This window comes from Methylobacterium sp. 174MFSha1.1, from assembly GCF_900116815.1.
Classification (GTDB): domain Bacteria; phylum Pseudomonadota; class Alphaproteobacteria; order Rhizobiales; family Beijerinckiaceae; genus Methylobacterium.
Genome location: NZ_FPCB01000018.1, coordinates 12,912 through 34,737, shown reverse-complemented (window position 1 = coordinate 34,737; position 21,826 = coordinate 12,912). Strand labels below are relative to the sequence as shown.

The 21,826-nt window shown below is 71.8% G+C and carries 17 protein-coding genes and 1 riboswitch; of the genes, 9 read left to right on the top strand and 8 right to left on the bottom strand.

The window, feature by feature from the left end; genetic code table 11:
• Positions 1–5 precede the first annotated feature (5 nt).
• A complete protein-coding gene (locus tag BM430_RS16540; protein ID WP_093568346.1) occupies positions 6–2,192 on the bottom strand; it encodes a transglycosylase domain-containing protein in 2,187 nt (728 codons plus the stop codon).
• A gap of 247 nt (positions 2,193–2,439) precedes the next feature.
• Here BM430_RS16540 and BM430_RS16535 point away from each other — a divergent pair, with 247 nt between their 5' ends.
• Positions 2,440–3,291: a type 1 glutamine amidotransferase gene (locus BM430_RS16535; RefSeq protein WP_093568345.1), complete on the top strand. Its 852-nt coding sequence runs from the start codon at positions 2,440–2,442 to the stop codon at positions 3,289–3,291.
• Positions 3,292–3,298: 7 nt separating this feature from the next.
• On the opposite strand, the gene BM430_RS16530 is transcribed toward BM430_RS16535, so the two are convergent.
• Positions 3,299–4,438: an acyltransferase family protein gene (locus BM430_RS16530; protein WP_093568344.1), complete on the bottom strand. Its 1,140-nt coding sequence runs from the start codon at positions 4,436–4,438 to the stop codon at positions 3,299–3,301.
• Positions 4,439–4,707: 269 nt separating this feature from the next.
• Positions 4,708–5,082, bottom strand: coding sequence for a restriction endonuclease (locus tag BM430_RS16525; RefSeq protein ID WP_093568343.1), 375 nt, complete (start codon positions 5,080–5,082; stop codon positions 4,708–4,710).
• Positions 5,083–5,219: 137 nt separating this feature from the next.
• Positions 5,220–5,331: riboswitch (TPP riboswitch) on the top strand.
• Positions 5,332–5,389: 58 nt separating this feature from the next.
• Here BM430_RS16525 and thiC point away from each other — a divergent pair.
• The 8 genes from thiC to BM430_RS16485 all read left to right on the top strand — a co-directional run bounded on the left by thiC (position 5,390) and on the right by BM430_RS16485 (position 16,811).
• The gene (gene thiC, locus BM430_RS16520) at positions 5,390–7,270 is read left to right on the top strand and encodes a phosphomethylpyrimidine synthase ThiC (RefSeq protein WP_093568342.1); all 1,881 of its coding nucleotides are present in this window, start codon (positions 5,390–5,392) and stop codon (positions 7,268–7,270) included.
• An 11-nt stretch (positions 7,271–7,281) separates the two neighbouring features.
• Positions 7,282–10,002, top strand: a complete 2,721-nt coding sequence (locus BM430_RS16515; RefSeq protein WP_244539512.1) for an ATP-binding protein — start codon at positions 7,282–7,284, stop codon at positions 10,000–10,002.
• 203 nt (positions 10,003–10,205) lie between these two features.
• On the top strand, positions 10,206–10,619 hold the full coding sequence (locus BM430_RS16510; RefSeq protein ID WP_064503883.1) for a response regulator: 414 nt from the start codon (positions 10,206–10,208) through the stop codon (positions 10,617–10,619).
• A gap of 2 nt (positions 10,620–10,621) precedes the next feature.
• The gene (locus BM430_RS16505) at positions 10,622–11,653 is read left to right on the top strand and encodes a sensor histidine kinase (protein WP_244539511.1); all 1,032 of its coding nucleotides are present in this window, start codon (positions 10,622–10,624) and stop codon (positions 11,651–11,653) included.
• A 372-nt stretch (positions 11,654–12,025) separates the two neighbouring features.
• Positions 12,026–13,336, top strand: coding sequence for a lipopolysaccharide biosynthesis protein (locus BM430_RS16500; RefSeq protein ID WP_093568340.1), 1,311 nt, complete (start codon positions 12,026–12,028; stop codon positions 13,334–13,336).
• Complete coding sequence (locus BM430_RS16495; RefSeq protein WP_093568339.1) at positions 13,333–14,472, top strand: GNAT family N-acetyltransferase; 1,140 nt, start codon at positions 13,333–13,335, stop codon at positions 14,470–14,472. The genes BM430_RS16500 and BM430_RS16495 overlap by 4 nt, the downstream gene beginning before the upstream one ends.
• Before the next feature lie 420 nt (positions 14,473–14,892).
• Positions 14,893–15,891 carry an MraY family glycosyltransferase gene (locus tag BM430_RS16490; RefSeq protein WP_093568338.1) on the top strand — a complete coding sequence of 333 codons (999 nt, stop codon included), beginning with the start codon at positions 14,893–14,895 and terminating at the stop codon, positions 15,889–15,891.
• The gene (locus BM430_RS16485) at positions 15,888–16,811 is read left to right on the top strand and encodes an NAD-dependent epimerase/dehydratase family protein (RefSeq protein WP_093568337.1); all 924 of its coding nucleotides are present in this window, start codon (positions 15,888–15,890) and stop codon (positions 16,809–16,811) included. The genes BM430_RS16490 and BM430_RS16485 overlap by 4 nt, the downstream gene beginning before the upstream one ends.
• Positions 16,812–16,827: 16 nt before the next feature.
• Here BM430_RS16485 and BM430_RS34770 read toward each other — a convergent pair whose 3' ends face one another.
• The 5 genes from BM430_RS34770 to rpoZ form a co-directional block, all read right to left on the bottom strand.
• Positions 16,828–16,989 (bottom strand): hypothetical protein, encoded by a 162-nt coding sequence (locus BM430_RS34770; protein WP_177303078.1) that lies wholly within the window; start codon positions 16,987–16,989, stop codon positions 16,828–16,830.
• Between the two features lie 89 nt (positions 16,990–17,078).
• Entirely contained in the window at positions 17,079–17,747 is a 669-nt protein-coding gene (locus BM430_RS16480) for a LabA-like NYN domain-containing protein (RefSeq protein ID WP_093568452.1), read from the bottom strand.
• Between the two features lie 215 nt (positions 17,748–17,962).
• On the bottom strand, positions 17,963–18,553 hold the full coding sequence (pyrE, locus tag BM430_RS16475; RefSeq protein WP_093568336.1) for an orotate phosphoribosyltransferase: 591 nt from the start codon (positions 18,551–18,553) through the stop codon (positions 17,963–17,965).
• A 178-nt stretch (positions 18,554–18,731) separates the two neighbouring features.
• Entirely contained in the window at positions 18,732–20,990 is a 2,259-nt protein-coding gene (locus BM430_RS16470) for a RelA/SpoT family protein (protein ID WP_093568335.1), read from the bottom strand.
• A gap of 304 nt (positions 20,991–21,294) precedes the next feature.
• On the bottom strand, positions 21,295–21,705 hold the full coding sequence (rpoZ, locus tag BM430_RS16465) for a DNA-directed RNA polymerase subunit omega (RefSeq protein ID WP_093568334.1): 411 nt from the start codon (positions 21,703–21,705) through the stop codon (positions 21,295–21,297).
• Positions 21,706–21,826 lie beyond the last annotated feature (121 nt).

Sequence of the window (21,826 nt, the reverse complement as noted above, 5' to 3'; positions counted from 1 at the left end):
CCGCCTCAATCGACCCCGAACAGCCGCTCCAGGAAGTTCTTGTCCTCCCGCGTCGGCCCGCCGCGCTGCGGCGCCGGCTGGCGCGCCGGGGGCTGGCCGCCGCCGACGAGGGTGTCGATCAGGCCGCCGAGCGTCTGCGGCTCGGCCGGGGCCGCCGCCGCCGCGACGGCGGTGCCGCTGCTGCGGCGCCAGCGGGCGGCGCCGGGAAGCGGCACCGGCTTGTCGCCGCGCAAGGCCGCGGTCATGACGCGGTTCCAGATCTCGATCGGCAGGTTGCCGCCCGAGACCTTCTTCGTCGCCTCGCCGTCGTCGTTGCCGAGCCAGACGCCGGTGACGAGGGTGCCGGAGAAGCCGACCGCCCAGGCATCGCGAAAATCCTGGGTGGTGCCGGTCTTGCCGCCGAGGTCCCAGCCGGGGATGTCACCCTTCTTCGCCGTGCCGCTGACGAAGACCTCGTGCAGCATGCCGTTCATCATGCCGACCGCGTTGGCGTCGATCACCCGGCCGAGGCCGCTAGGCGCGCGCTTGTAGATGGTGCGGCCGTCGACGGACTTCACGCTGGCGATCACGTAGGGGATCACCCCCATGCCGCCATTGGCGAAGGCCGCGTAGGCGCCCACCAATTCGAGCGGCGTGACCTCGGAGGTGCCGAGCGCCAGCGAGGCATTGGCCTGGAGCGGGGAGGTGATGCCGAGGCGTTGCGCCGTCTGCACCACCGCCTTGGGGCCGACCTCCTGGCCGAGCCGCACTGCCACGGTGTTGAGCGAGTGGGCCAGCGCATCGCGTAAGGTGACCGGGCCGCTATAGGTGCGCGAGTAGTTCTCCGGGCTCCAGCCCTTGATGTTCACTGGCGAATCGTCCCGCACCGTGTCGGGGGTCAGGCCGCGCTCGATCGCCGCCAGGTAGACGAAGGGTTTGAAGGCCGAGCCGGGCTGGCGCTTGGCCGTGGTGGCGCGGTTGAACTGGCTCTGGGCGTAGTCGCGCCCGCCGATCAGCGCCCGGATCGCCCCGTCCGGCCGCATCGACACCACGGCGCCCTGCGCGACGTTGTAGCGCCCGCCCTTCTGGTTCAGCTCGTCGACCAGCGCCCGCTCGGCGATGCCCTGGAGCGCCGGATCGACGGTGGTCTGCACCGCGACGTCGGTCTCGATCTTGCCGACATAGTCGTCGAGCACGTCCATCACGAGGTCGGCGACGTAGTTGGCCGAGCCGCCGCCCTTCGCCCGCGCGGGCTTCGCCGGCTGGGCCAGGGCCGTCTGCACATCGGCGGGCTTGGCGAAGCCCAGCTCCTGCATCGCCGCCAGCACCTGGGCGGCCCGGGCCTGCGCCGCGGGCAGGTTGCGGTTGGGCGCCAGCCGCGACGGCGCCTGGACGAGGCCGCCGAGCATCGCGGCCTCGGCCAGCGTCACGTCCTTCGCGGGCTTGGCGAAGTAGCGCTGCGCCGCCGCCTCGACGCCGTAGGCGCCGGCGCCGAAATAGACCCGGTTGAGGTAGAGTTCGAGGATCTCGTCCTTGGAGTACTTGTGCTCCAGCCACAGGGCCAGGATCGCCTCCTGGATCTTGCGCGAGGCGGTGCGCTCCTGGGTGAGAAAGAGGTTCTTGGCGAGCTGCTGGGTCAGGGTCGAGCCGCCCTGGGCCACGCCGCGGCGGGTCAGGTTCTGGCCGATGGCGCGGGCGATGCCGACCGGGTCGATGCCGAGATGGCCGTAGAAGCGCCGGTCCTCGATCGCCACGAAGGCGCGCGGCAGGTAGGGCGGCAATTCGCGGATGCTCACCGTGCGCCCACCGGTCTCGCCGCGATTGGCGAGCAGCGAGCCGTCGGCGGCCAGGATCGCGATGTTGGGCGGGCGCTTGGGCACCGCGAGCTGGTCGATCGGCGGCAGCTGCGAGGCGTGATAGGCGACGATGCCGGCGACCGCCACCAGGCCCCACAGGCCGAGGACCATGGTGCCGTAGACCAGGGTGCCGAGGAACGAGCGCCGGCGGCGCCGCGGCGCGGCCGCCGCGCGGCTGGCGCGCTTCGGGGCAGGCTTCGAGGCAGCCTTGGCCGCCGGTCTGGAGGTCCCCTTCGCCACGCCGCCTCCCGCCCGGTCGCCGCGCGAGAGGCGCAGGTCGAGGGCCGCCGGGTCGGCGGGCCCGTCCGCTTCGAATCGCGGCTCGACCCGACCCTTGCGCTCGCGTCCCTTCGCCATCCCGCCGCGTTCCCCTTCACGCCCCGGACAATCCCAGCCCACGCAGGGTGTCGCTGGCCTGCGCGGGGTGTCGCCGGCCCACGCGGGGGTACTCAAGAGACGCTAAATGAGGCGGGTTTAAGGGCCGTTAACCGAAATTTTGTCGAACGATCGTCGTGACTTAGCGCTGTGGCCGCGGGGCTGCGGCAAGCCGTGCCGGAACGGCGCATCCTTGGCCGCGTTGCGGTCGCTCTAACAAGGAGCCGACATGCTGCACCTTCTGGTGGCCGACGGGAACGACCGGGCCGGCCGCGAGACGCATCTCACGGTCTGCGACAAGACCTCGGCCGAGACCTATGCGGGCATCCTGCGGGCGCTAGCCCCCGACGCCCGCTGCCATCTCGTCGCCCCGGCCGATGCGGATGCGGTGCTGCCCCGGGCCTTGTCCGAGTGCGACGCCCTGGTTCTCACCGGCTCGACCCTGCACGTGGAGGAGGGCGGTCCCGCGGTGACGCGGCAATGCGACCTGGTGAAGGCGGCCCTGGAGGCCGGCCTCCCGGTCTTCGGCTCGTGCTGGGGCGTGCAGGTGGCCGCGACGATCGCCGGGGGCCGCGCCGCCCGCAACCCGCGCGGTCCGGAATACGGGCTCGCCCGCTTTATCGGCCGGACGCAGGCCGGGGAGGGGCACCCGCTGCTCGCCGGCCGGCCGGCGGCCTGGGACGCGCCGGCGATCCACGACGACGCCGTCATCGACCCGCCGCCGGGGGCCCGCGTCCTCGCCGGCAACGACCGCCTCGACGTCCAGGCGATCGAGATCCGCCTCGGCGAGGGGGTGTTCTGGGGCACGCAGTACCATCCCGAGCTCGACCTCGACGAGGTCGCGGCGATGCTGCGGCTCTCCACGCAAGGCGTGGTCGAGGCGGGCCTGTGCCGGGACGAGGCGTCACTCCACGCCTACGCCGATGCCTTCCGCGACCTGCACCACGATCCGGAGGGACGCCCCGACCTCGCCTGGCGCCTCGGCGTCGCCGCCGAGGTGCTGGTCCCTGAGCGCCGCCGGCGCGAGATCCGGAATTTCCTCGATCACCTGGTGCGGCCGGCGGCGGAGAGGCGGCGCTGACGCCGCCTCAGGTCGTGCGGGCCGCCGCGAGGCGGGGTGCCGGGCCGGGCCGCTCCTCGCCGACGAGGTGGAAGGCGGCCGGGCGGCGGAACAGGAACCGGGCCGGGGTGTGGCGCACCAGCCGCTCGATCCCGAGGGGCAAAGCCACCGCGGTCGCGGTGACGAGAAGCGAGACGAGGCCGATATCCTCGATGATCCCGCTCTTCACGAGCACGGTGCGCAGGGCCGCCATCGGCAGGAAGAAGGCGAGGTAGATCACGATCGAGCGCTCGCCGCAGGCCCGGAGCATCGCCGTGACCGGGCCGCCGGCCCGGGTCAGCAGGGCGGCCGTCGCCACGATGGCGAGCGCCCCGGCAGCGCCGAGCACGAGGCTCACCCCCGGCAGGCTCGCCAGGTTCGGGCGCGAGGGAAAGCCGGTCGGCGTGAAGACCAGGGCGCCCTCGATCAGCGCCCAGCCGGCGAGGGCGGCGAGGGCCAGGCCGGACCGCGCCCGCACCCAGTCGGCCAGCCCGAAGATGCGGGCCGCGAAGAGATAGCCGGCGACGAAGTAGACGAAGCGGTCGCAGAACTCGTCGATCAGGGTCGAGCCGGTGTGGATGGGGGCGAGCTGCAGCAGCGCGGCGCCGATCAGCAGCACCGGGCCGGGCACCCGGCGCAGGAGCTTCACGGCGACCGAGAACACCGCCAGCAGGTAGATGAACCACAGGGTCGAGTACGGCTCGATCAACCCGTGGGCGAGGTGCGCGAGGAAGGCGCCCGGGCCAGCGCCGTCGGTGATCTGGCCGTATTTCACCGCCGATTGCAGCACCATCCACAGCAGGTAGAAATACGTGAAGTGGACGATGCGCCGGTCGGCGAAGAGGCGCCAGTCGCGGTCCACCACGCGGCCGAGGAACAGGCCGGAGAGCAGGAAGAAGTCGGGGATCCGGAACGGTTTGGCGAACTCGACGACGTGGTGCATGAAGCCCTCGCCCCCCATCGCCTCGCCGGTCCCGAGGGTGGAGTGCATCATCACCACCAGGATGATGCAGATGCCTTTCGCGACGTCGACCCAGGCGAGGCGCCCGGCCTCCGGCGCGGCGCGCGGGCGCACCGGATCGTCCGGCCGGACCGAGAGGGCGGGTTCGGTGTTGGGGCGGGCGGACATCGGCGTCTCCACGAGGATGGCCCGAGGCTCGCAGGGAGACGTAAAGATCGGCGCACGGTCGGCGGGTCGAATCGTGCCGGGATTCGCAACGATCGATTTACTGTCCTGAGTAGCTTCCACCCGGCGTGCTCTGACGCTTGTTGGCCCTCTCGACGATGTTGAAGTCCTCTGAGTCATTCCGGGGCCGCGCAGCGGAGCCCGGAATGACGACGGAGCTTGCACCGCCCGTCGCGGGAAGCGGACGCGTTCTCATCTGCCAGAAATGGCCGCTACCGATAACTCCGCTTCGAGTCCCGCCGCGTCCTGGTCATGCGCGTCGCGGTGTGGAAGTCGTCCGGCTTGGTGCGGATCCAGTCGAGGAAGCGGGCGATCTCCGGCTCGGCCCGCAGGCTCTCGACGTCGCTGAGGCGGCGCGCCAGCTCTGCCTCGCTGTGGCGGGCATGGATCGCCGAGTGGCAGATCTGGTGCAGCTGCACCGTCTCGCCGTGGGTGCCGCCCTTCAGCTTCGGGGTCAGGTGATGCTTGCTCTGGCGGGCGTCGCGCGGGATCGGCCGCTCGCAGAGCGGGCAGACCACCGGTTCGCGCGTGGCCGGGCCGTGGGTGGAGGGGTCGTCGTCGCGCCAGCGCCGGTCACGGCGTCCCAAGGCAAGCTCCCGAGCGGTGAGGATTGTCCTCCGTATCTGGGTCGCGGCGTCCGTGCGTTTCAAGACAGGGGCCGGGATGCCGCAGCACCCCCTCGCGGCCCCCGATTGACAAACCCCGTTCCCCACCCGACAGTCCCCCCGTTACCGAGGGGAGCCCCGCCATCTGGGGCTGAGATTGGACGAGCGTGCGTCCTGACCCTTGAACCTGATCCGGTTCGTACCGGCGGAGGGACGGGAACCTGCCATGACCGACGTGACCCGTGCGTCCTCGCGCCTCGAGGCCGGATCGTCTCCCCGGGAGAGATCCATGAACGCACCCATCCTCGCCGCAGGATCGCCGACGCGCGTCACCACCGGGCCGGTCACCGGCTCGGCGAAGGCCTATGCCTCGCCGAGGGACCGTCCCGACCTCCGCGTGCCCTACCGCGCCATCGCGCTCTCCGATCCCGGCGAGGCCCCGGTGCGGGTCTACGACCCCTCCGGCCCCTACACCGAGACGGATGCGCGCATTGACCTTGCGGCCGGGCTGCCCGAGATCCGCAAGTCCTGGATCGAAGGCCGCGGCTACGCGCCGGTCGCCCCCCGGGCGGTGCGGCCGGAGGACAACGGATTCGCGAGCGAGGACAGGCTGGTGGCGCCGTGCCCGGCCGCCCGCACCATCCGCCGGGGCGCTCCCGGCGAGCGCGTCACGCAATATGAGTTCGCCCGCGCCGGGATCGTCACCGAGGAGATGATCTACGTAGCCCATCGGGAGAACCTGTGCCGCGAGGCGATGCTGGCGGGGGCCGAGGGGAAGCTCGCCGACGGCGAGAGCTTCGGGGCAGCGATCCCGCCCTTCATCACGCCGGACTTCGTGCGCGACGAGGTGGCGCGCGGGCGGGCGATCATCCCGGCCAATATCAACCACACCGAACTCGAGCCGATGGCGATCGGCCGCAACTTCCTCGTCAAGGTCAACGCCAATATCGGCAACTCGGCCGTGACCTCCTCGGCGGCGGACGAGGTCGAGAAGATGGTGTGGGCGATCCGCTGGGGCGCCGACACGGTGATGGACCTGTCGACCGGACGCAACATCCACAACATCCGCGGCTGGATCCTGCGCAACGCCCCCGTCCCGATCGGCACGGTGCCGATCTACCAGGCGCTGGAGAAGGTCGGCGGCGACCCGCTCAAGCTCGACTGGGAGGTGTTCAAGGACACCCTGATCGAGCAGGCCGAGCAGGGGGTGGACTACTTCACCATCCATGCCGGCCTCCGCCTCGCGCACGTGCCGCTCACGGCGCGCCGCGTCACCGGCATCGTCTCGCGCGGCGGCTCGATCATGGCGCGCTGGTGCCTCGCCGGGCACCGGGAATCGTTTCTCTACGAGCGGTTCGAGGAGATCTGCGACATCTGCCGGGCCTACGACGTGTCGTTCTCGCTCGGCGACGGCCTGCGTCCGGGCTCGATCGCGGACGCCAACGACGCGGCGCAATTCGCCGAGCTGGAGACCCTGGGCGAACTCACCAAGGTCGCCCATGCCAAGGGCTGCCAGGTGATGATCGAGGGCCCCGGCCACGTGCCGATGCACAAGATCAAGGTCAACATGGAGAAGCAGCTGGCCGAGTGCGGCGAGGCGCCGTTCTACACCCTCGGCCCGCTCACCACCGACGTGGCGCCGGGCTACGACCACATCACGTCGGGCATCGGCGCGGCGATGATTGGCTGGTTCGGGACCGCGATGCTCTGCTACGTGACGCCCAAGGAGCATCTCGGCCTGCCGAACCGCGACGACGTCAAGACCGGCGTCATCACCTACCGGATCGCCGCGCATGCCGCCGACCTCGCCAAGGGCCACCCGGCCGCGCAACTGCGCGACGACGCCCTGTCCCGGGCCCGGTTCGACTTCCGCTGGGAGGACCAGTTCAACCTCTCCCTCGATCCGGACACCGCGCGCGCCTACCACGACGAGACCCTGCCGAAGGACGCCCACAAGGTTGCGCATTTCTGCTCGATGTGCGGCCCGAAATTCTGCTCGATGAAGATCACCCAGGACCTGCGCGCCGAGGTGCTGGCGATGGAGGCGGCGAGCGCCGTGGTCAACGAGGCCACACCGCTCGGCGAAGCGGCCCGGGCGGCCGGCATGGCCCAAAAATCGGCGGAATTCTTAGGCGCTGGCGGGAGGCTCTACGTCGAGCCCGGCGAGTAGGACCCCATTTCATGCTGATGCAGGCCCAAGCAGCCCCGCCGGGGCCTGCCCCGACACTCGCGCCGGGACGGTCGCGTCCCGGCTCCATCGTGCGCCGCCTCGTCGTCTTCGCCCTCGGCCTGGCGGTGCCGATCCTGATCTTCGGCGGCGTGGTGTTGTGGCAGTTCGCCGGCGCCGCCCGCGAGCGCCTGGAGGCCGACGCGCTCGGCCGCGCCCGGATGGAGGCGGCGGCGGTCGACCGCGAGGTCGCGAGCCTGATCGCGACGCTCGAGGCCCTGAGCCTGTCGAACGCGCTCCAGCGCGGCGACGTCACGGCCTTCCGCGAGCAGATGCAGGAACTCTATCGCCGCAGCGGGCTGCCGGCGACCCTGCGCGACCCCGACGGGCGGCGGCTGATCGACCTCGGCGCCGAGCCGATGGCGGAACGCCTCGACGCGGCGGATGCGAGCGCGCTGAACGGCCGCCCGGCGGTCTCGGGCGTGATCGACGGTCGCTTCCGGGTGACGGTGCCGGTGGTGCGCCGGGGTGGCGACGCGGTGCTCTACCTCCTGTCCTTCTCCCTGCCAACCTCGCGGATCCGCGACGTGCTCGCCTCCGGCGGCGTGCCGAAGGCCTGGGTGCTGACGGTGATCGACCGCGACCAGAGGGTGCTCACCCGCACCCGGGCGCCGGAGCGCTTCACCGGCACGCAGGCCCCCGACGAGCTGCGCGCGGCCAACGGCCCGGAGGGCAGCTGGCGCGGCACCTCGCTCGAGGGCGACCCGTTCTTCGTCGCCTATGCGCGAGCCGGCGTGCCGGACTGGCGCGTCGCCGTGGGCGTGCCGGAGGAGGCGCTGGCGGCGCCGGTCCGGGCGTCGCTCGTCTGGTTCGCCGGGCTCGGCGGGATGCTGGCAGCCGTCGCGGCGCTCCTCGCTTTCGCCTTCGCCCGCGGCATCGCGGCGCCGCTCCAGGCCCTGCGCGACCAGGCGGAGGCGCTCGGCCTCGGCCGCGCGACGCCCGTGCTCGCGGGCGTGCCGGCGGAGGTCGCCGCGGTGAGCGCCGAGATCGCGGGCGCCGCCCAGCGCCAGCGCGAGCGGGCGGCCGAGCGTGCCAAGGCCGCCGCGGCCCTGCGCGCCGAGACCCAGCGCCTCGAGGTGCTGAACCGCCTCGGCACGGCCCTGTCGAGCGAGCTCGACCGCCAGCGCCTCGGCGACACGGTGGTGGAGGCCGCCACCCACCTGACGGGGGCGGCCTACGGCGCCCTGTTCGAGCGGGTGCCGGAGGGTCCCGAGGGCCCCGAGCACTGGCAGCTCCTCAGCCTCACCGGTGCGCCGCGGGAGGCCTTCACCCGGTTCGGCCTGCCGCGGGCGACCACCCTGTTCAGCGAGACCTTCGCCGCCGGCGGGGTGGTGCTGAGCGAGGATGTGACGGCGGATCCGCGCTACGGCAGCCACGGCGGCATGCCGAAGGGCCACCTGCCGGTGCGTAGCTACCTCGCAGTGCCGGTGGTCTCCGGCACCGGCGCCACCCTCGGCGCGCTGCTGTTCGGCCATCCCGAGCCGCACCGCTTCGGCGCCCGCGAGGCGGCGCTGGTCGAGGGCCTGGCCGGCCAGGCGGCGGTGGCGATGGACAATGCCCGCCTGTTCGCCTCGGTGCGGCGCGAGCAGGACCGGTTCGAGGCCGCCGTCCAGGCGGTGCGCGGCGTGCTCTGGACCAACGACGCCACCGGCCGGATGAGCGGCGACCAACCGGCCTGGGCCGCGCTCACCGGCCAGACTCCGGAGCAATATGCCGGCTACGGCTGGGCCGAGGCGGTGCATCCGGACGACCGGGCCGCCAGCGTCGAGGGCTGGAACCAGGCGGTGGCCGAGCGCCGCCGCTACACCCACGAGCACCGGGTGCGCCGCCACGACGGGGTGTTTCGCACCTTCGCGATCCAGGCGGTGCCGGTGCTCGATTCCGACGGCACGATCCGCGAATGGGTCGGCGTGCATTCCGACATCTCCGAGCAGCGCGCCGCCGAGACGGCGCTCCGCGAATCGAACGAGGAGATCCAGCGCTACGCCTACATCGTCAGCCACGACCTCAGGGCGCCGCTCGTCAACATCATGGGGTTCACGAGCGAGATCGAGGCGAGCCAGGACGACATCCGGGCCGCGCTCGCCGGCCGGCCGGACGCGGAACGGATCGATGCCGACCTCTCGGAATCGGTGAGCTTCATCAAGGCCGCGATCACCAAGATGGACGGCCTGATCAACGCGATCCTGAAGCTGTCGCGGGAGGGGCGGCGCACCTTCCAGCCCGAGCCTCTGGCGATGACCGCCCTGGTCCGGGAACTCGCCGACGCCCAGCGCCACCAGGCCGACACGGCGGGTGCGGTGATCGAGATCGGCGACCTGCCGGAGATCGTCGCCGACCGGGTCGCGGTCGGGCAGATCTTCGGCAACCTGATCGACAACGCGATCAAGTACCGGGCGAAGGACCGGCCGCCGCGGATCGCGGTCACGGGCGCGGTCTCGGACGGGCTCGCGGAGTTCCAGGTGACCGACAACGGCCGCGGCATCGACCCCCGCGACCACGGCCGGGTGTTCGAGCTCTTCCGCCGCTCCGGCGTGCAGGACCGGCCGGGGGAGGGGATCGGGCTCGCCCATGTCCGCACCCTGGTGCGGGCGCTCGGCGGGCGCATCGACCTGTCCTCCGCGTTCGGGACCGGCACCACCTTCCGCGTGACGCTGCCGTTGCGTCAGGGTTGAGGGAGTGCAACGCCAGGTTAACCTGGTCCCGGCGTTTTCTACGCCAGCCGCGTGTCCAAGCCCGAGGGAAATGGTCTAGAGAGAGGATCATGGGAGCCTGTCTCCCGCGGTCGGCGCAGGTGCGCTCAGCAAGGAAGAGGCGTCCCGGTCCAGCCGGGCTCTGCGCCACGGGGAGTTGTCAGGTGCCGGCCGTACACATCGTGATGATCGAGGATGACGAGGGCCACGCCCGGCTGATCGAGCGGAACATCCGCCGGGCCGGCGTCAACAACGTCATCGAGTCGTTCCGGGACGGGACCTCGGCGCTCGCCGCCCTGTTCGGGCCCGACGGCAGCGGCGAGATCAATGCCGGCCGGCCGCTGCTGATCCTGCTCGACCTCAACCTGCCGGACATGACCGGCATCGACATCCTGCAGAAGGTGAAGTCGAACCCCCACCTGCGCCGCTCGCCGGTGGTGATCCTCACCACCACCGACGACCAGCGCGAGATCCAGCGCTGCTACGACCTCGGCTGCAACGTCTACATCACCAAGCCGGTGAACTACGAGGGCTTCGCCAACGCGATCCGCCAGCTCGGCCTGTTCTTCTCGGTGATGCAGGTTCCGGAAAGCGCGTGACCGTGACCGAACCGGTCCGCCTGCTCTACATCGACGACGATCCCGGGCTGGCGCGGCTGGTCACCCGCACCCTGGCGGGGCGCGGCTGCGAGGTGGTGCACGCCCCCGACGGCGAGGCCGGCCTCGCGCTGATCGCGAGGGAGCGCTTCGACGTGGTCGCCCTCGACCACCACATGCCGATGGAGACCGGCCTCGACATCCTGCCGCGCATCCGCGCACTGCCCGAGGCGCCGCCGGTGATCTACGTCACCGGCTCGGAGGACAGCCGCGTCGCCGTGGCGGCACTGAAGGCCGGCGCCGTCGACTACGTCTGGAAGGACCTCCAGGGTCATTTTCGCGAATTGCTCGCCGAGGCGGTGGCGACCGCGGTGCTCCAGGACCGCACGCGGCGCGAGAAGGAGCGCGCCGAGGCCGAGGTGCGCGAGGCCCGCGACCGGGCCGAGCTCCTGCTGCGCGAGGTCAATCACCGGGTGGCCAACAGCCTCGCCCTGGTGGCGGCGCTCGTGCGGATGCAGGCCAACACCGTCACCGACGCCTCCGCCCGCGCGGCGCTGGAGGAGACCCAGACCCGCATCACCGCGATCGCCGGCATCCACCGGCGCCTCTACACCTCCGACGACGTGCGGGTGGTGGCGGTCGACGCCTACCTGGCGACCCTGGTCGAGGACCTCGACGGGGCGATGAACGCCACCGGCCAGCGCCACCGCCTCCTCCTCGACGCCGAGCCGGTCGAGGTCGCGACCGACAAGGCGGTCTCCCTCGGGGTGATCGTCACCGAACTCGTCACCAACGCCTACAAGTACGCCTATCCCGAGGGCGTCACCGGCGAGATCCGCATCACCGCGCGCCGCGACGGCGATACCTTGCGCCTCACGGTCGCCGATGACGGCGTCGGCTGGCAGGGCAGCGGCCTCCCGCGCGGCACGGGGCTCGGCTCGCGCATCGTGCGCGCCATGGCGTCGAACCTGCGGGCGCAGATCGACTACGCCCAGGCCGAGAGGGGCACGGCGGCGAGCATCGATATCGCGCTCTAGAATGCTGCCGGTCGCGGATGCAAGATCGTGTTGCGCTGGCTGTGTTGTTCAGGCTCCCCCTTTCCCGGACGACTGAAACGAAGTGGAAGGAGATCCGGGATCCAGCGTAAGGACTTGCCGCGAAGCGGCTCTAACTGCTGTAACGTTGCAAAGATTGAGCCGCTTCGCGGCAATTCTCCCCTGGATCCCGGATCTCCTTCCGCTGACGCTCCAGTCGTCCGGGAGAGGGGCGAGGCCGGGACATGAGCGGGACGCGCTGCGGTTGCGTGCTTCCGGCCTGCCCAGCCTTCAGTTTCACCCGATCCGCTTAACCCCCCCGCAAGCCCCACCCGCTACACGAGGAAGCTCGCGCGGCGCGGACGGAGCAGCGGGATGGCGGCCGGGGCTTCGATCGGCGAGGCGGAGGCGGGCGGGAGCGCCGGCACCGCGCTCGCGGTGTTCGGCGTGCGGATCGCGGCCGCCGCCTGCGCCTTCGTGGCCCAGGTGCTGATGGCCCGGCTGATGGGGGCCGAGGAATACGGGATCTTCGCCACGATCTGGGTCTGGACCGCTCTGCTCGGCCACGCCTCGACCTGGGGCCTGTCGCAGGCCGCCTGCCGCTTCCTGCCGACCTATCGCGCGCAAGGGGCCGCCGGGCCGGAGCGTGGATTCATGGCCTTCGGGGCGGTGTTCTCGCTGGCCGCCGCCGCTCTCCTGGCGGGGTGCGGCGCGGCCCTGCTCTGGCTCGTCCCCGGCCTCGTCTCCGGTGACTATTCCGGAGCGCTCCTCGTGGCGGCCCTGGTGCTGCCGCTCTTCGCGCTCCAGGATTTCTGCGAGGGCGTGGCGCGAGGCCGCAACTGGACCCTGCTCGCGGTCGTGCCGCCCTACCTCCTGCGCCAGGGTCTGATCATGGCGTCGATGCTGGCGGCGGTCGGGTTCGGCGCGCCGGCCGAGGCCGCGATCGCCGTCGCCTGCACGCTCGCCGCCACCGCCCTGTCGCTCGCCTGGCAGGCCGCGATCCTGCTGCGGCGCCTGGGGCCCGAGCGGCACGCCGCCCGCGCCCTCTACCCTTATCGCGACTGGCTGCGGGCGGCCCTGCCGATGGCGCTGATCGACCTCGCCGGCTCAGGGTTCAACTTCGTCGACGTGCTGGTCCTCGGCTTCCTCTTGCCGCCGGCGGAGGTCGGCGCCTATTTCGCCGCGACGCGGCTGCTGCAATTCGTCGTCTTCGTCCAGTACGCCGCCTCCTCGGTCACCGCGCAGCGTTTCGCCGAGGCGCAGGCGCGGGGCGACCGGGCGGGGCTCGAGACCCTGGTCCGGCGCTGGTCGCGGCTGACGCTGCTCGCTACCCTGGCGACCGGGCTTGCCGTCGTGGCGGCGGGGCCGCTGCTGCTCGGCCTGTTCGGGCCGCATTTCCGCGAGGCCCTGCCGCTCCTCGCCCTCCTCGTCGCCGGCCACGGCCTCGCCGCCGCCTGCGGGCCGGCCGAGGACCTCCTGACCATGCTGGGGGCCGAGCGCGCCTGCGCCGCCGTCACGGTCGCGCTCCTCGCCGCGGCGATCCTCCTCACCCTGGCGCTGGTGCCGCCGCTGGGGCTGACCGGCGCGGCGCTCGCCGCCGCCCTCGTGACCGCCGGGCGGGGCATCGTCCTGGCTGTCCTCGCCCGTCGCCGCCTCGGTCTCCTCACGCCGGCCTTCGCCCGATGAACGCGCACGCGCTTCCGTTCCCGACGCTCGCCGCCGCTCCGGCCTGCGAGGTCACGACGCTCGCGGCCTTGATCCGCGAACCGGCGGCCTGGGACGCCCTCGTCGCCCGCGCCGCCGGGCCGACGCCCGATTACGCGCGCCGCGTGCTGGAGGCGCATCGCGACCACGGGCTGGCCCCGGCGGATCTGCCCTGCCTCACGGTGCGCGCCGGCCCGGACCTGCTGGCGCTGCTGCCCTACCGGATCGGGCGCGGGCCCCTCGGCCTCGGCCGGGTCGCCCGGCCCTTCGCGTCGCCCTACCTCACCGTGACCGCACCCCTGGTGGTCTCGGGGTCCGCGGGCGCCCCGGCCCTGGATTGCCTCGTCGCCGGCATGCGCGCCCTCGGGCTGGCCTGGTGGTGGCCGCTCCTGCCGGCGGACGCGGCGCTTCTCGCCGCGCTCACCCGCCACGATTGGGGCCGCGCCGAGGTCTCGGGCTTCGCGCGCCCGGTGCTCGACCGGCGCGCGAGCCACGACGCCTTCCTGAAGGAGCATCCCCACAAGGGCCGGCTCAAGGACCTGCGCCGCCGCCGCCGGCGCCTCGACGAGGCCGGGAGCGTCACGTTCGAGGCGGTCGGGCCGGACGGCGATCTCGCCGACGCGGTCGCGGCCTTCCTCGACCTGGAGCGGCGCGGCTGGAAGGGGCGGGCCGGCACCGCGCTCGCGTGCCGGGCGGAGACCGCGGGTTTCGCCCGGGACCTCTTCCGGGCCGGGGACGGACCGGTGACGGCGCGGGCCGACCTCCTGCGCCTCGACGGGCGGGTGGTCGCCGCGAGCCTCGCGCTGGTCTGCGGCGGCACCGCGACCCTGCTCAAGACCGCCTACGACGAGGACCTGCGCGCCCTCGCCCCGGGCGTGCTGCTGGAAGCCGAGATCGTGCGGACCCTGCACGAGACCCGTTTCGCCGATCGACTCGATTCGGCGACGCTGGCAAGCGCGGTGCTCGACGACCTCTACCCCGAGCGCACCCGCGTCGCCGAGATCGTGGTCGCGCCGCCGGGCGGGCCGTCGCCGGAGCGGATCGCCGCCCGGGCCCGCCGGCAGCACGCCGGCAAGGCATGGCTCAAGGCCCGGCTGATGCACGTGCGCGGGCGCTGACCTTCACACCCTGGGCGGTTGATCGAAACTTCGCCTCTGAGGGCAAGCCCATCGAGAAAGCGATACGTTTACGATGAGTTGACCATCAGGGTCGAGGTGACGCCGCCAGCCCGTGCGGGAGAGGGGTCGTGGCGATCGTCGATCGAGCAGGGTGGCCCGGTTGCCGCAACGACCCTGAGCCGCAGAGCTGCTCGGCTCGACGCTGAGTGCTCGGTCGTGAACCCGCGCCGCCCTCCCGCGGAATCGTCGATTTTCGGCTCCCTCTCCCGCTCGGAAGAGCCGTGAGGCGTTCAATCCTCAATCCGTCTATGCGCGGCCGATCGGACGCCGTTCAAGTTCAGCGCCGCGCAGGATCCGCGCGTCTGGCCGCATCGGAGCCGGTAGGGTAGGGGTGGGCGCCACTCCCGCCCCCATCACCGCATGCCACTCAGCCCCCTCGTCGCCGTTCCCCTCGCCGCTCTCCTCTCGTCCGGATTGATCATCGCGTTGCGGCCGCTGCTCCAGCGCTACGCCCTCGCGCGTCCGAATGCCCGCTCCAGCCACCGGATTCCGACGCCGCAGGGCGGCGGCATCGCGGTGGTCGCGGCGGCGCTGGCAGCGATGGTCCTGCTGGGAGGCGTGCCCGGGGCCGAGGTTGCGGCGCTCGCGACGGGAGCGGTCGTCCTAGGCGCCGTCGGCGCCGTCGACGACCTCCGGCCGCTCCCGGTGCGGGTGCGCCTGCCGCTCCAGGCGGTTTGCGTGGTATTGGTCCTCACCGCCGCGGGCGGACAGCTGGTGCCCGGCCTCCCGCTCTGGCTCGAGCGCGGGCTGGCGGTCCTGGCCGGGCTGTGGTTCGTCAACCTCACGAATTTCATGGACGGGCTCGACTGGATGACGGTGGCCGAGATGGTGCCGGTGCTTGGCGCGCTCCTGGTCTTCGGCCTCGCCGGCCGTCTGCCGACGGACGCGACCCTGGCGGCGGCGGCGCTGCTGGGCGGACTCCTCGGCTTCGCGCCGTTCAACCGGCCGGTGGCGAAGCTCTTCCTCGGCGATGTCGGCTCGCTGCCGATTGGGCTGGTCGTCGCCTGGCTGCTCTACCGGCTGGCCGGCGAGGGCGGGCTCGCCGCCGCGATCCTGCTGCCGCTCTACTACCTCGCCGACGCGACCCTGACCCTCGGCCGCCGGGCGCTCGCCGGCGAGCCGGTCTGGCAGGCGCATCGCAGCCATTTCTACCAGCGCGCCACGACCAACGGCCGCTCCGTGCCCTTCGTGGTCGGGGCGGTCCTCGTCCTCAACCTCGCCCTGGCGCTCCTCGCCGCCGCGACCCTGGCGGTGCCGGGCTGGACGACGGCGCTCCTCGCCCTGGCGCTGGGTGCCGGGCTCGTCGCCGGCCTGCTCCGGCTCTTCGCCCTGCCCGCCATCCGGAACGCCGCCGCATGACCGCTCCCCTCGTCGCCCTCACCGGCTCGACCGGCTTTATCGGCCGCCACCTCCTGGCGGCCCTCGCCGCCCGGGGCTACCGGGTGCGGGTGTTGCTGCGCCGGCCGGTGGACTTGCCGCCGGGCATCAGCGGCGCGGTGGTGGGCGACATCGCCCGGCCGCAGAACATGGCGGCTGCCCTGTCGGGCGCCGACGCGGTGGTGCACTCGGCCGGCCTCGCCCACGCGATGTCGGGCGCGCCGGAGGACGATTACCGGACCTTCAACACCGAGGCGACCCGCGGCCTCGCTCAAGCCGCGGCGCGGGCCCGGGTGCGCCGCTTCGTGTTCCTGTCCTCGATCCGGGCCCAATCCGGCCCTTCCGCCGCCGGCACCCTCACCGAGGCCGACGCCCCGGCACCGACCGACGCCTACGGCCGCTCGAAGCTCGCCGCCGAGGAGGCGCTGGCGGACATCGACATCGATCACGTCTCTTTGCGGCCGGTGCTGGTCTACGGGCCGGGCCAGAAGGGCAACATGGCGGCGCTGATGCGGCTCGCCGCCGCGCCGTACCCGCTCCCTCTCGGGGGGCTCGCCGGGCGGCGCTCCCTGGTCTCGGTCGCATCCCTGAGCGATGCCGTCGACACGGTCCTGCGGGCGCCCGGCCCCTTGCGCCGGCCGCTGATCGTGGCCGAGGCCGAGCCCCTGCGGGTGCCGGAGATGATCGCGGCCTTGCGCACCGGCCTCGGCCGCCGGCCGGGCCTGGTGCCGGTGCCGCAGGGCCTCCTCGATGCGGCCCTGGCGCTGACCGGGCGGGGCGAGTTGCGCGAGCGCCTGAGCGGCTCCCTCGTCGCCCGGGCGGCGGGGCTGGAGGCGCTGGGATGGACCGCGCCGGTCGAGACCCGGAGCGGCCTTGCAGCCCTGGCCCAGGCTGGCGGCTGACGATCGGGCGTCGCGCCTAATCCCGGAACAGGCCGACGATCAGCGCGCCGAGACTCCAGATCCCGCGCGCGACCCCCACGGTCATCTCGACGAGGTCCGGCAGATCCCACCAGGACCAGCTTTCCTTGTCCGCCCGGTCATCCTCTCGCCGATCCTCGGTCGCCTGCTCATCCGCCACGGCTCGCCACTCCGATCAGGACCCATGCCTCGAACGGGTCACGGCGGCCGACCGGCCGCCGTGAGAGTGGACCGATCGCCGCGGCGGGATCAATCCTCGGCGTCGTCCTCGTCGGGCTGGCGGATGCCGTACCGGTTCTCGAGGTTGACGGTGGTGCGCGGTGCGGGATCGCGCGGCGCCGCGTCGCGCGCGCCTTCCGGCCCGAAGGAGCGGGGCGGGCGGGCGGGGCGGTCGCCCTGGTCGCGGCCGATGCGCGGGATCAGCTGCACGATGTCGACGAAGTCGTCCGCCTGGCGACGTAGCTCGTCGGCGACCATCGGCGGCTGGGTCTGCACTGTCGAGACCACGGTCACCCGCACGCCGCGGCGCTGCATCGCCGCCACCAGAGGCCGGAAATCGCCGTCGCCGGAGAACAGCACCATGTGGTCGATATAGGGGCTGAGCTCCATGGCATCGATCGTCAGCTCGATATCCATGTTGCCCTTGATCTTGCGGCGGCCGCTCGAGTCGGTGAATTCCTTCACCGGCTTGGTCACGACGCGATAGCCGTTGTAGTCGAGCCAGTCGATCAGCGGGCGGATCGAGGAATATTCCTGATCCTCGACCAGTGCCGTGTAATAGAAGGCGCGGACGAGGTTCTCGCGGGCGCGAAAATCAGCGAGGAGCTTGCGATAATCGATGTCGAAGCCGAGAGCTTTGGTGGTAGCATAGATGTTGGCGCCGTCGATAAAAAGGGCGCTGCGGGGGGGGTTGGGCATCATTTATCCTTGGACGTGCAGTACGGCCGCACGGAAAGAATCACTTGCGAAAAAAGCCGCCATGAGCAAAGCAACTGCCCCCTGAGTATCCAGGCGGGGGCAATCAGCGCGGGTGCCGCACACCGCATAGCGACCGCAATGGTCGCAGCTAAGTCTGCGCTGCCGCGCCTGTCAAGCGGCGGCGCGGCAGCGCGGTGGGGACGGATCAGGGAGCGTCAGGCGCCCGGCAGGGCCCGGCTGCCGGGTTTCACCGCGGGGATCGCGGCGAGTTCCGGCGGCAGCTGGTCGGCGGGGTAGTTCGGGATGTCGAGGGTGACGAGGGCGACGAGCGGCAGGCCGAGATCGGCCTTGCCCCCGGAGCGGTCGATCAGGCAGGCCGCGCCCACCACCTCGCCGGGCTCCTCCGTCAGGGCCGCGAGGCACTCGCGCGAGGACAGGCCGGTGGTGACGATGTCCTCGACCATCACCGCGCGGGCGCCCTTCGGGATCTGGAAGCCCCGGCGCAGGGTGAAGGGCTTGCCCGGGTCGCGCTCGACGAAGATCGCCTTGGCGCCGAGCGCCCGGGCGGTCTCGTAGCCCGGCACGATGCCGCCGACCGCCGGCGAGACGACGTAGTCGATCCGGCCGTACCGGTCCGTGATCCGCTCGGCCAGGGCGGCGCAGACCCGCGCGGTGCGGACCGGATCGGTGAAGATCGCCATCTTCTGCAGGAACACCGCGCTGTGCAGCCCGGAGGAGAGCACGAAATGGCCCTCCAGCAGGGCGCCGGCGGAGCGGAATTCGGCGAGGACGTCGTCGGAGGTCATGGCACCTTCAGTGGTTGTTCGAGCGCATTTTCCGACGAAGTGGATACCGGTTCGTCGAAGAAGATGCGGGACAATCAAAAACCTGGACACCTCCCGACCGCAGCGCGATCGTGAGGTGCTCCAGCGCGTCACTGAGCCGGGGCTTGTGGCAGCGCCCCGGCCCCGGCGCAATACCGCCTTACCCGTTCACCCGGTCGACACGGCTCACTACGCGCTTGGCCCGCAATTCCGACACGATGGCGTTGAGGTGCTTCAGGTCCCAGACCGCCAGATCGATGGTGACGTCGGTGAAGTCCTGCGTCCGGCGCTTCATCGAGATGTTGTCGATGTTGCCGTCGTGGTCGGCGATCACCTGGGCGATCTGGGCGAAGCTGCCGGGCTCGTTGATCGATTGCAGGGCCAGCCGCGCCGGGAAGCGCTGGTTCGAGGCACCGTCCACGTCCCAGCGCACGTCGAGCCAGCGGTCGGGCTCGTTGTCGAAGGCGGCGAGCGCCGGCGACTGGATCGGGTAGATGGTCACGCCCTCGCCCGGCGTCAGGATGCCGACGATCCGGTCGCCCGGCACCGCGCCGCCGTCGGGGGCGAAGCGCACCAGGAGGTCGCGGTCGAGGCCGCGGATCGGGATCGCGCCCTCCTCCGCCCCGTCGGCGGCGCCGTCCTTGGCGGGGCCCTCCTTGCCGGGAGCCTTGCCCGGCCAGGTCAGGCGCACCGTCTGGTCCTTGTCGAGGGACAGGCGGCCGGCGCCGTTGACGTGCGGCCGGGGCTGGCCCGGGCCGGCCTGGGCCGCGGCGGCGCCCCGGCGCTCGTCCTTGTAGTCGGGATAGACCGCCTTCACGACGTCGCCGGAGAACATCTCGCCCCGTCCCACCGCCGCGAACACGTCCTCTGTCGATTGGCGGGCGAGCCGCGGGAGGGCGCCGCGGAGCTTCTCGTCGGAGAAGTTCTTGCCTGCGCGTTCGAAGGCGCGGTCGAGGATCTGGCGGCCGAGGCCCGCATATTGCCGGCGCACCGCCGAGCGGGTGGCCCGCCGGATCGCGGCGCGGGCCTTGCCGGTGACGACAAGGGATTCCCAGGCCGCCGGCGGGATCTGGCCGTCGGCCCGGGCGATCTCGACCTCGTCGCCGTTCTGCAACTCGGTGAGGAGCGGGGCAATGCGGCCGTTGATCTTGGCGCCGACCGCGGTGTTGCCGACATCGGTATGGACCGCGTAGGCGAAATCGATCGGCGTCGCGCCCCGCGGCAGGGCGATCAGCCGGCCCTTCGGGGTGAAGCAGAAGACCTGATCCTGGAACAGTTCGAGCTTGGTGTGCTCGAGGAACTCCTCCGGGCTGTCGCCCTCGGCGAGGAGCTCGATGGTGCGGCGCAGCCACTGGTAGGCGCCGCTCTCGGTCGCGAGGTGCGGCGCGCCGTCCTTGTAGAGCGCATGCGCTGCGATGCCGTATTCGCCGATCTCGTCCATCTCGGTGGTGCGGATCTGGAGCTCGACCCGCTGGCTCTTCGGCCCGATCACCGTGGTGTGGATCGAGCGGTAATCGTTCTGCTTCGGGGTCGAGATATAGTCCTTGTAGCGCCCGGGCACCATCGGCCAGGTGGTGTGGACGACGCCCAGCGCCCGGTAGCAGGTGTCGACCTCGTCGACGATGACCCGGAAGCCGAAGATGTCGGAGAGCTGCTCGAACGCGACCGACTTGCGCTCCATCTTGCTCCAGATCGAGTAGGGCCGCTTCTGCCGTCCCTTGACGGTGGCGGCGATGCCGGCATGCGCCAGCTTGGCGACGAGGTCGCGCTCGATGCTCTCGACCAGCCGCTCGGACTTGGCCGAGAGGTCGGAGAGGCGCTTGGCGATCGTCGCGTAGACGTCGGGCTTGAGGTTGACGAAGGAGAGGTCCTCCAGCTCCTCGCGCAACTCCTGCATGCCCATGCGGCTGGCGAGCGGCGCGTAGATGTCGAGGGTCTCCTGGGCGATGCGGGCGCGCTTCTCCGCCGGCATGTGCTGCAGGGTGCGCATGTTGTGCAGCCGGTCGGCGAGCTTGACCAGCAGCACCCGGACGTCGGCGGCGATCGCGAGCAGGAGCTTGCGGAAGTTCTCGCCCTGCGCGGCGCGCTTCGAGACGAGGTCCAAGCGCTTGATCTTGGTCAGCCCGTCGACGAGCTTGCCGATCTCGGGGGTGAAGACCCGGTTGATCTCGTCCAGCGTCGCGGCGGTGTCCTCGACGGTGTCGTGCAGCACCGCCGCCACGATGGTGGCGTCGTCGAGCCGGAGATCCGTGAGGATGGCCGCCACCTCGAGCGGGTGGGCGAAGAAGGGATCCCCCGAGGCGCGCTTCTGCGTGCCGTGCGCCCGCATCGCGTAGACGTAGGCCCGGTTCAGCAGCCCCTCGTCGGCGCCGGGATTGTAGGCCTTGACCCGCTCGACGAGCTCGTACTGGCGCATCATCCGCCGTTGGTCTCCTTGCGCACGAAATCGCCGGCTTCGCGGCCGGCGCGGGGGCGTCGCGGCGTGCCGAGTGATCCGGTTGCGCTGAACGCCGACGACGCTTGTGGAGGTCCGACCGTCAATATCGAGCCGAACGGGCGGCCGCGCCAGCCCCTAAACGCCGCGGCAGCGCCGCTTCCGTGCCGCAGCGCGAAATAGGCCACGAAAAAACCCGGCCTCGCGGCCGGGTCTCGCCGGTCGGGCGACCGGATTCGAATCGGATTGGATCTTTGGGGGGAGGGCGCGACCGCCCTCCCGGGGAGGCTCAATCGCCTTCCTCTTCCGTCTCGGTCGGGGGCGCGAGGTTCTCGAGGCCGCGCAGCAGGTCCTCCTCGCTCATCCGGTCGAACGTGATGTCGTCGCCGTCGCCCGAGCCCTGCGGCGCCACCGCGGCGGCGGCGGGCGAGCTGGAGAGCAGCGGCACCGTCTCGGCCTCCGGCTCGTCGACCTCGACGTATTTCTGCAGCGAGTGGATCAGCTGCTCCTTGAGATCGTCCGGCGTGATGGTCTCGTCGGCGATCTCGCGCAGGGCCACGACCGGGTTCTTGTCGCGGTCGCGGTCGATGGTGAGCGGGGCGCCGGAGGAGAGAAGGCGGGCGCGGTGGCCGGCCAGGAGCACCAGCTCGAAGCGGTTCTCGACCTTGTCGATGCAGTCCTCAACGGTGACGCGAGCCATGCGCGACCCCTTCCTTGGTCAAACGAAAATCTCGGAGTAGCGGCCTCCCTACACGAGATGCCGTTTTGCAACAAGCATGCGGTGGCGGCGCGCGTGTCCCGCATCGGCAAGGCTTAATGTT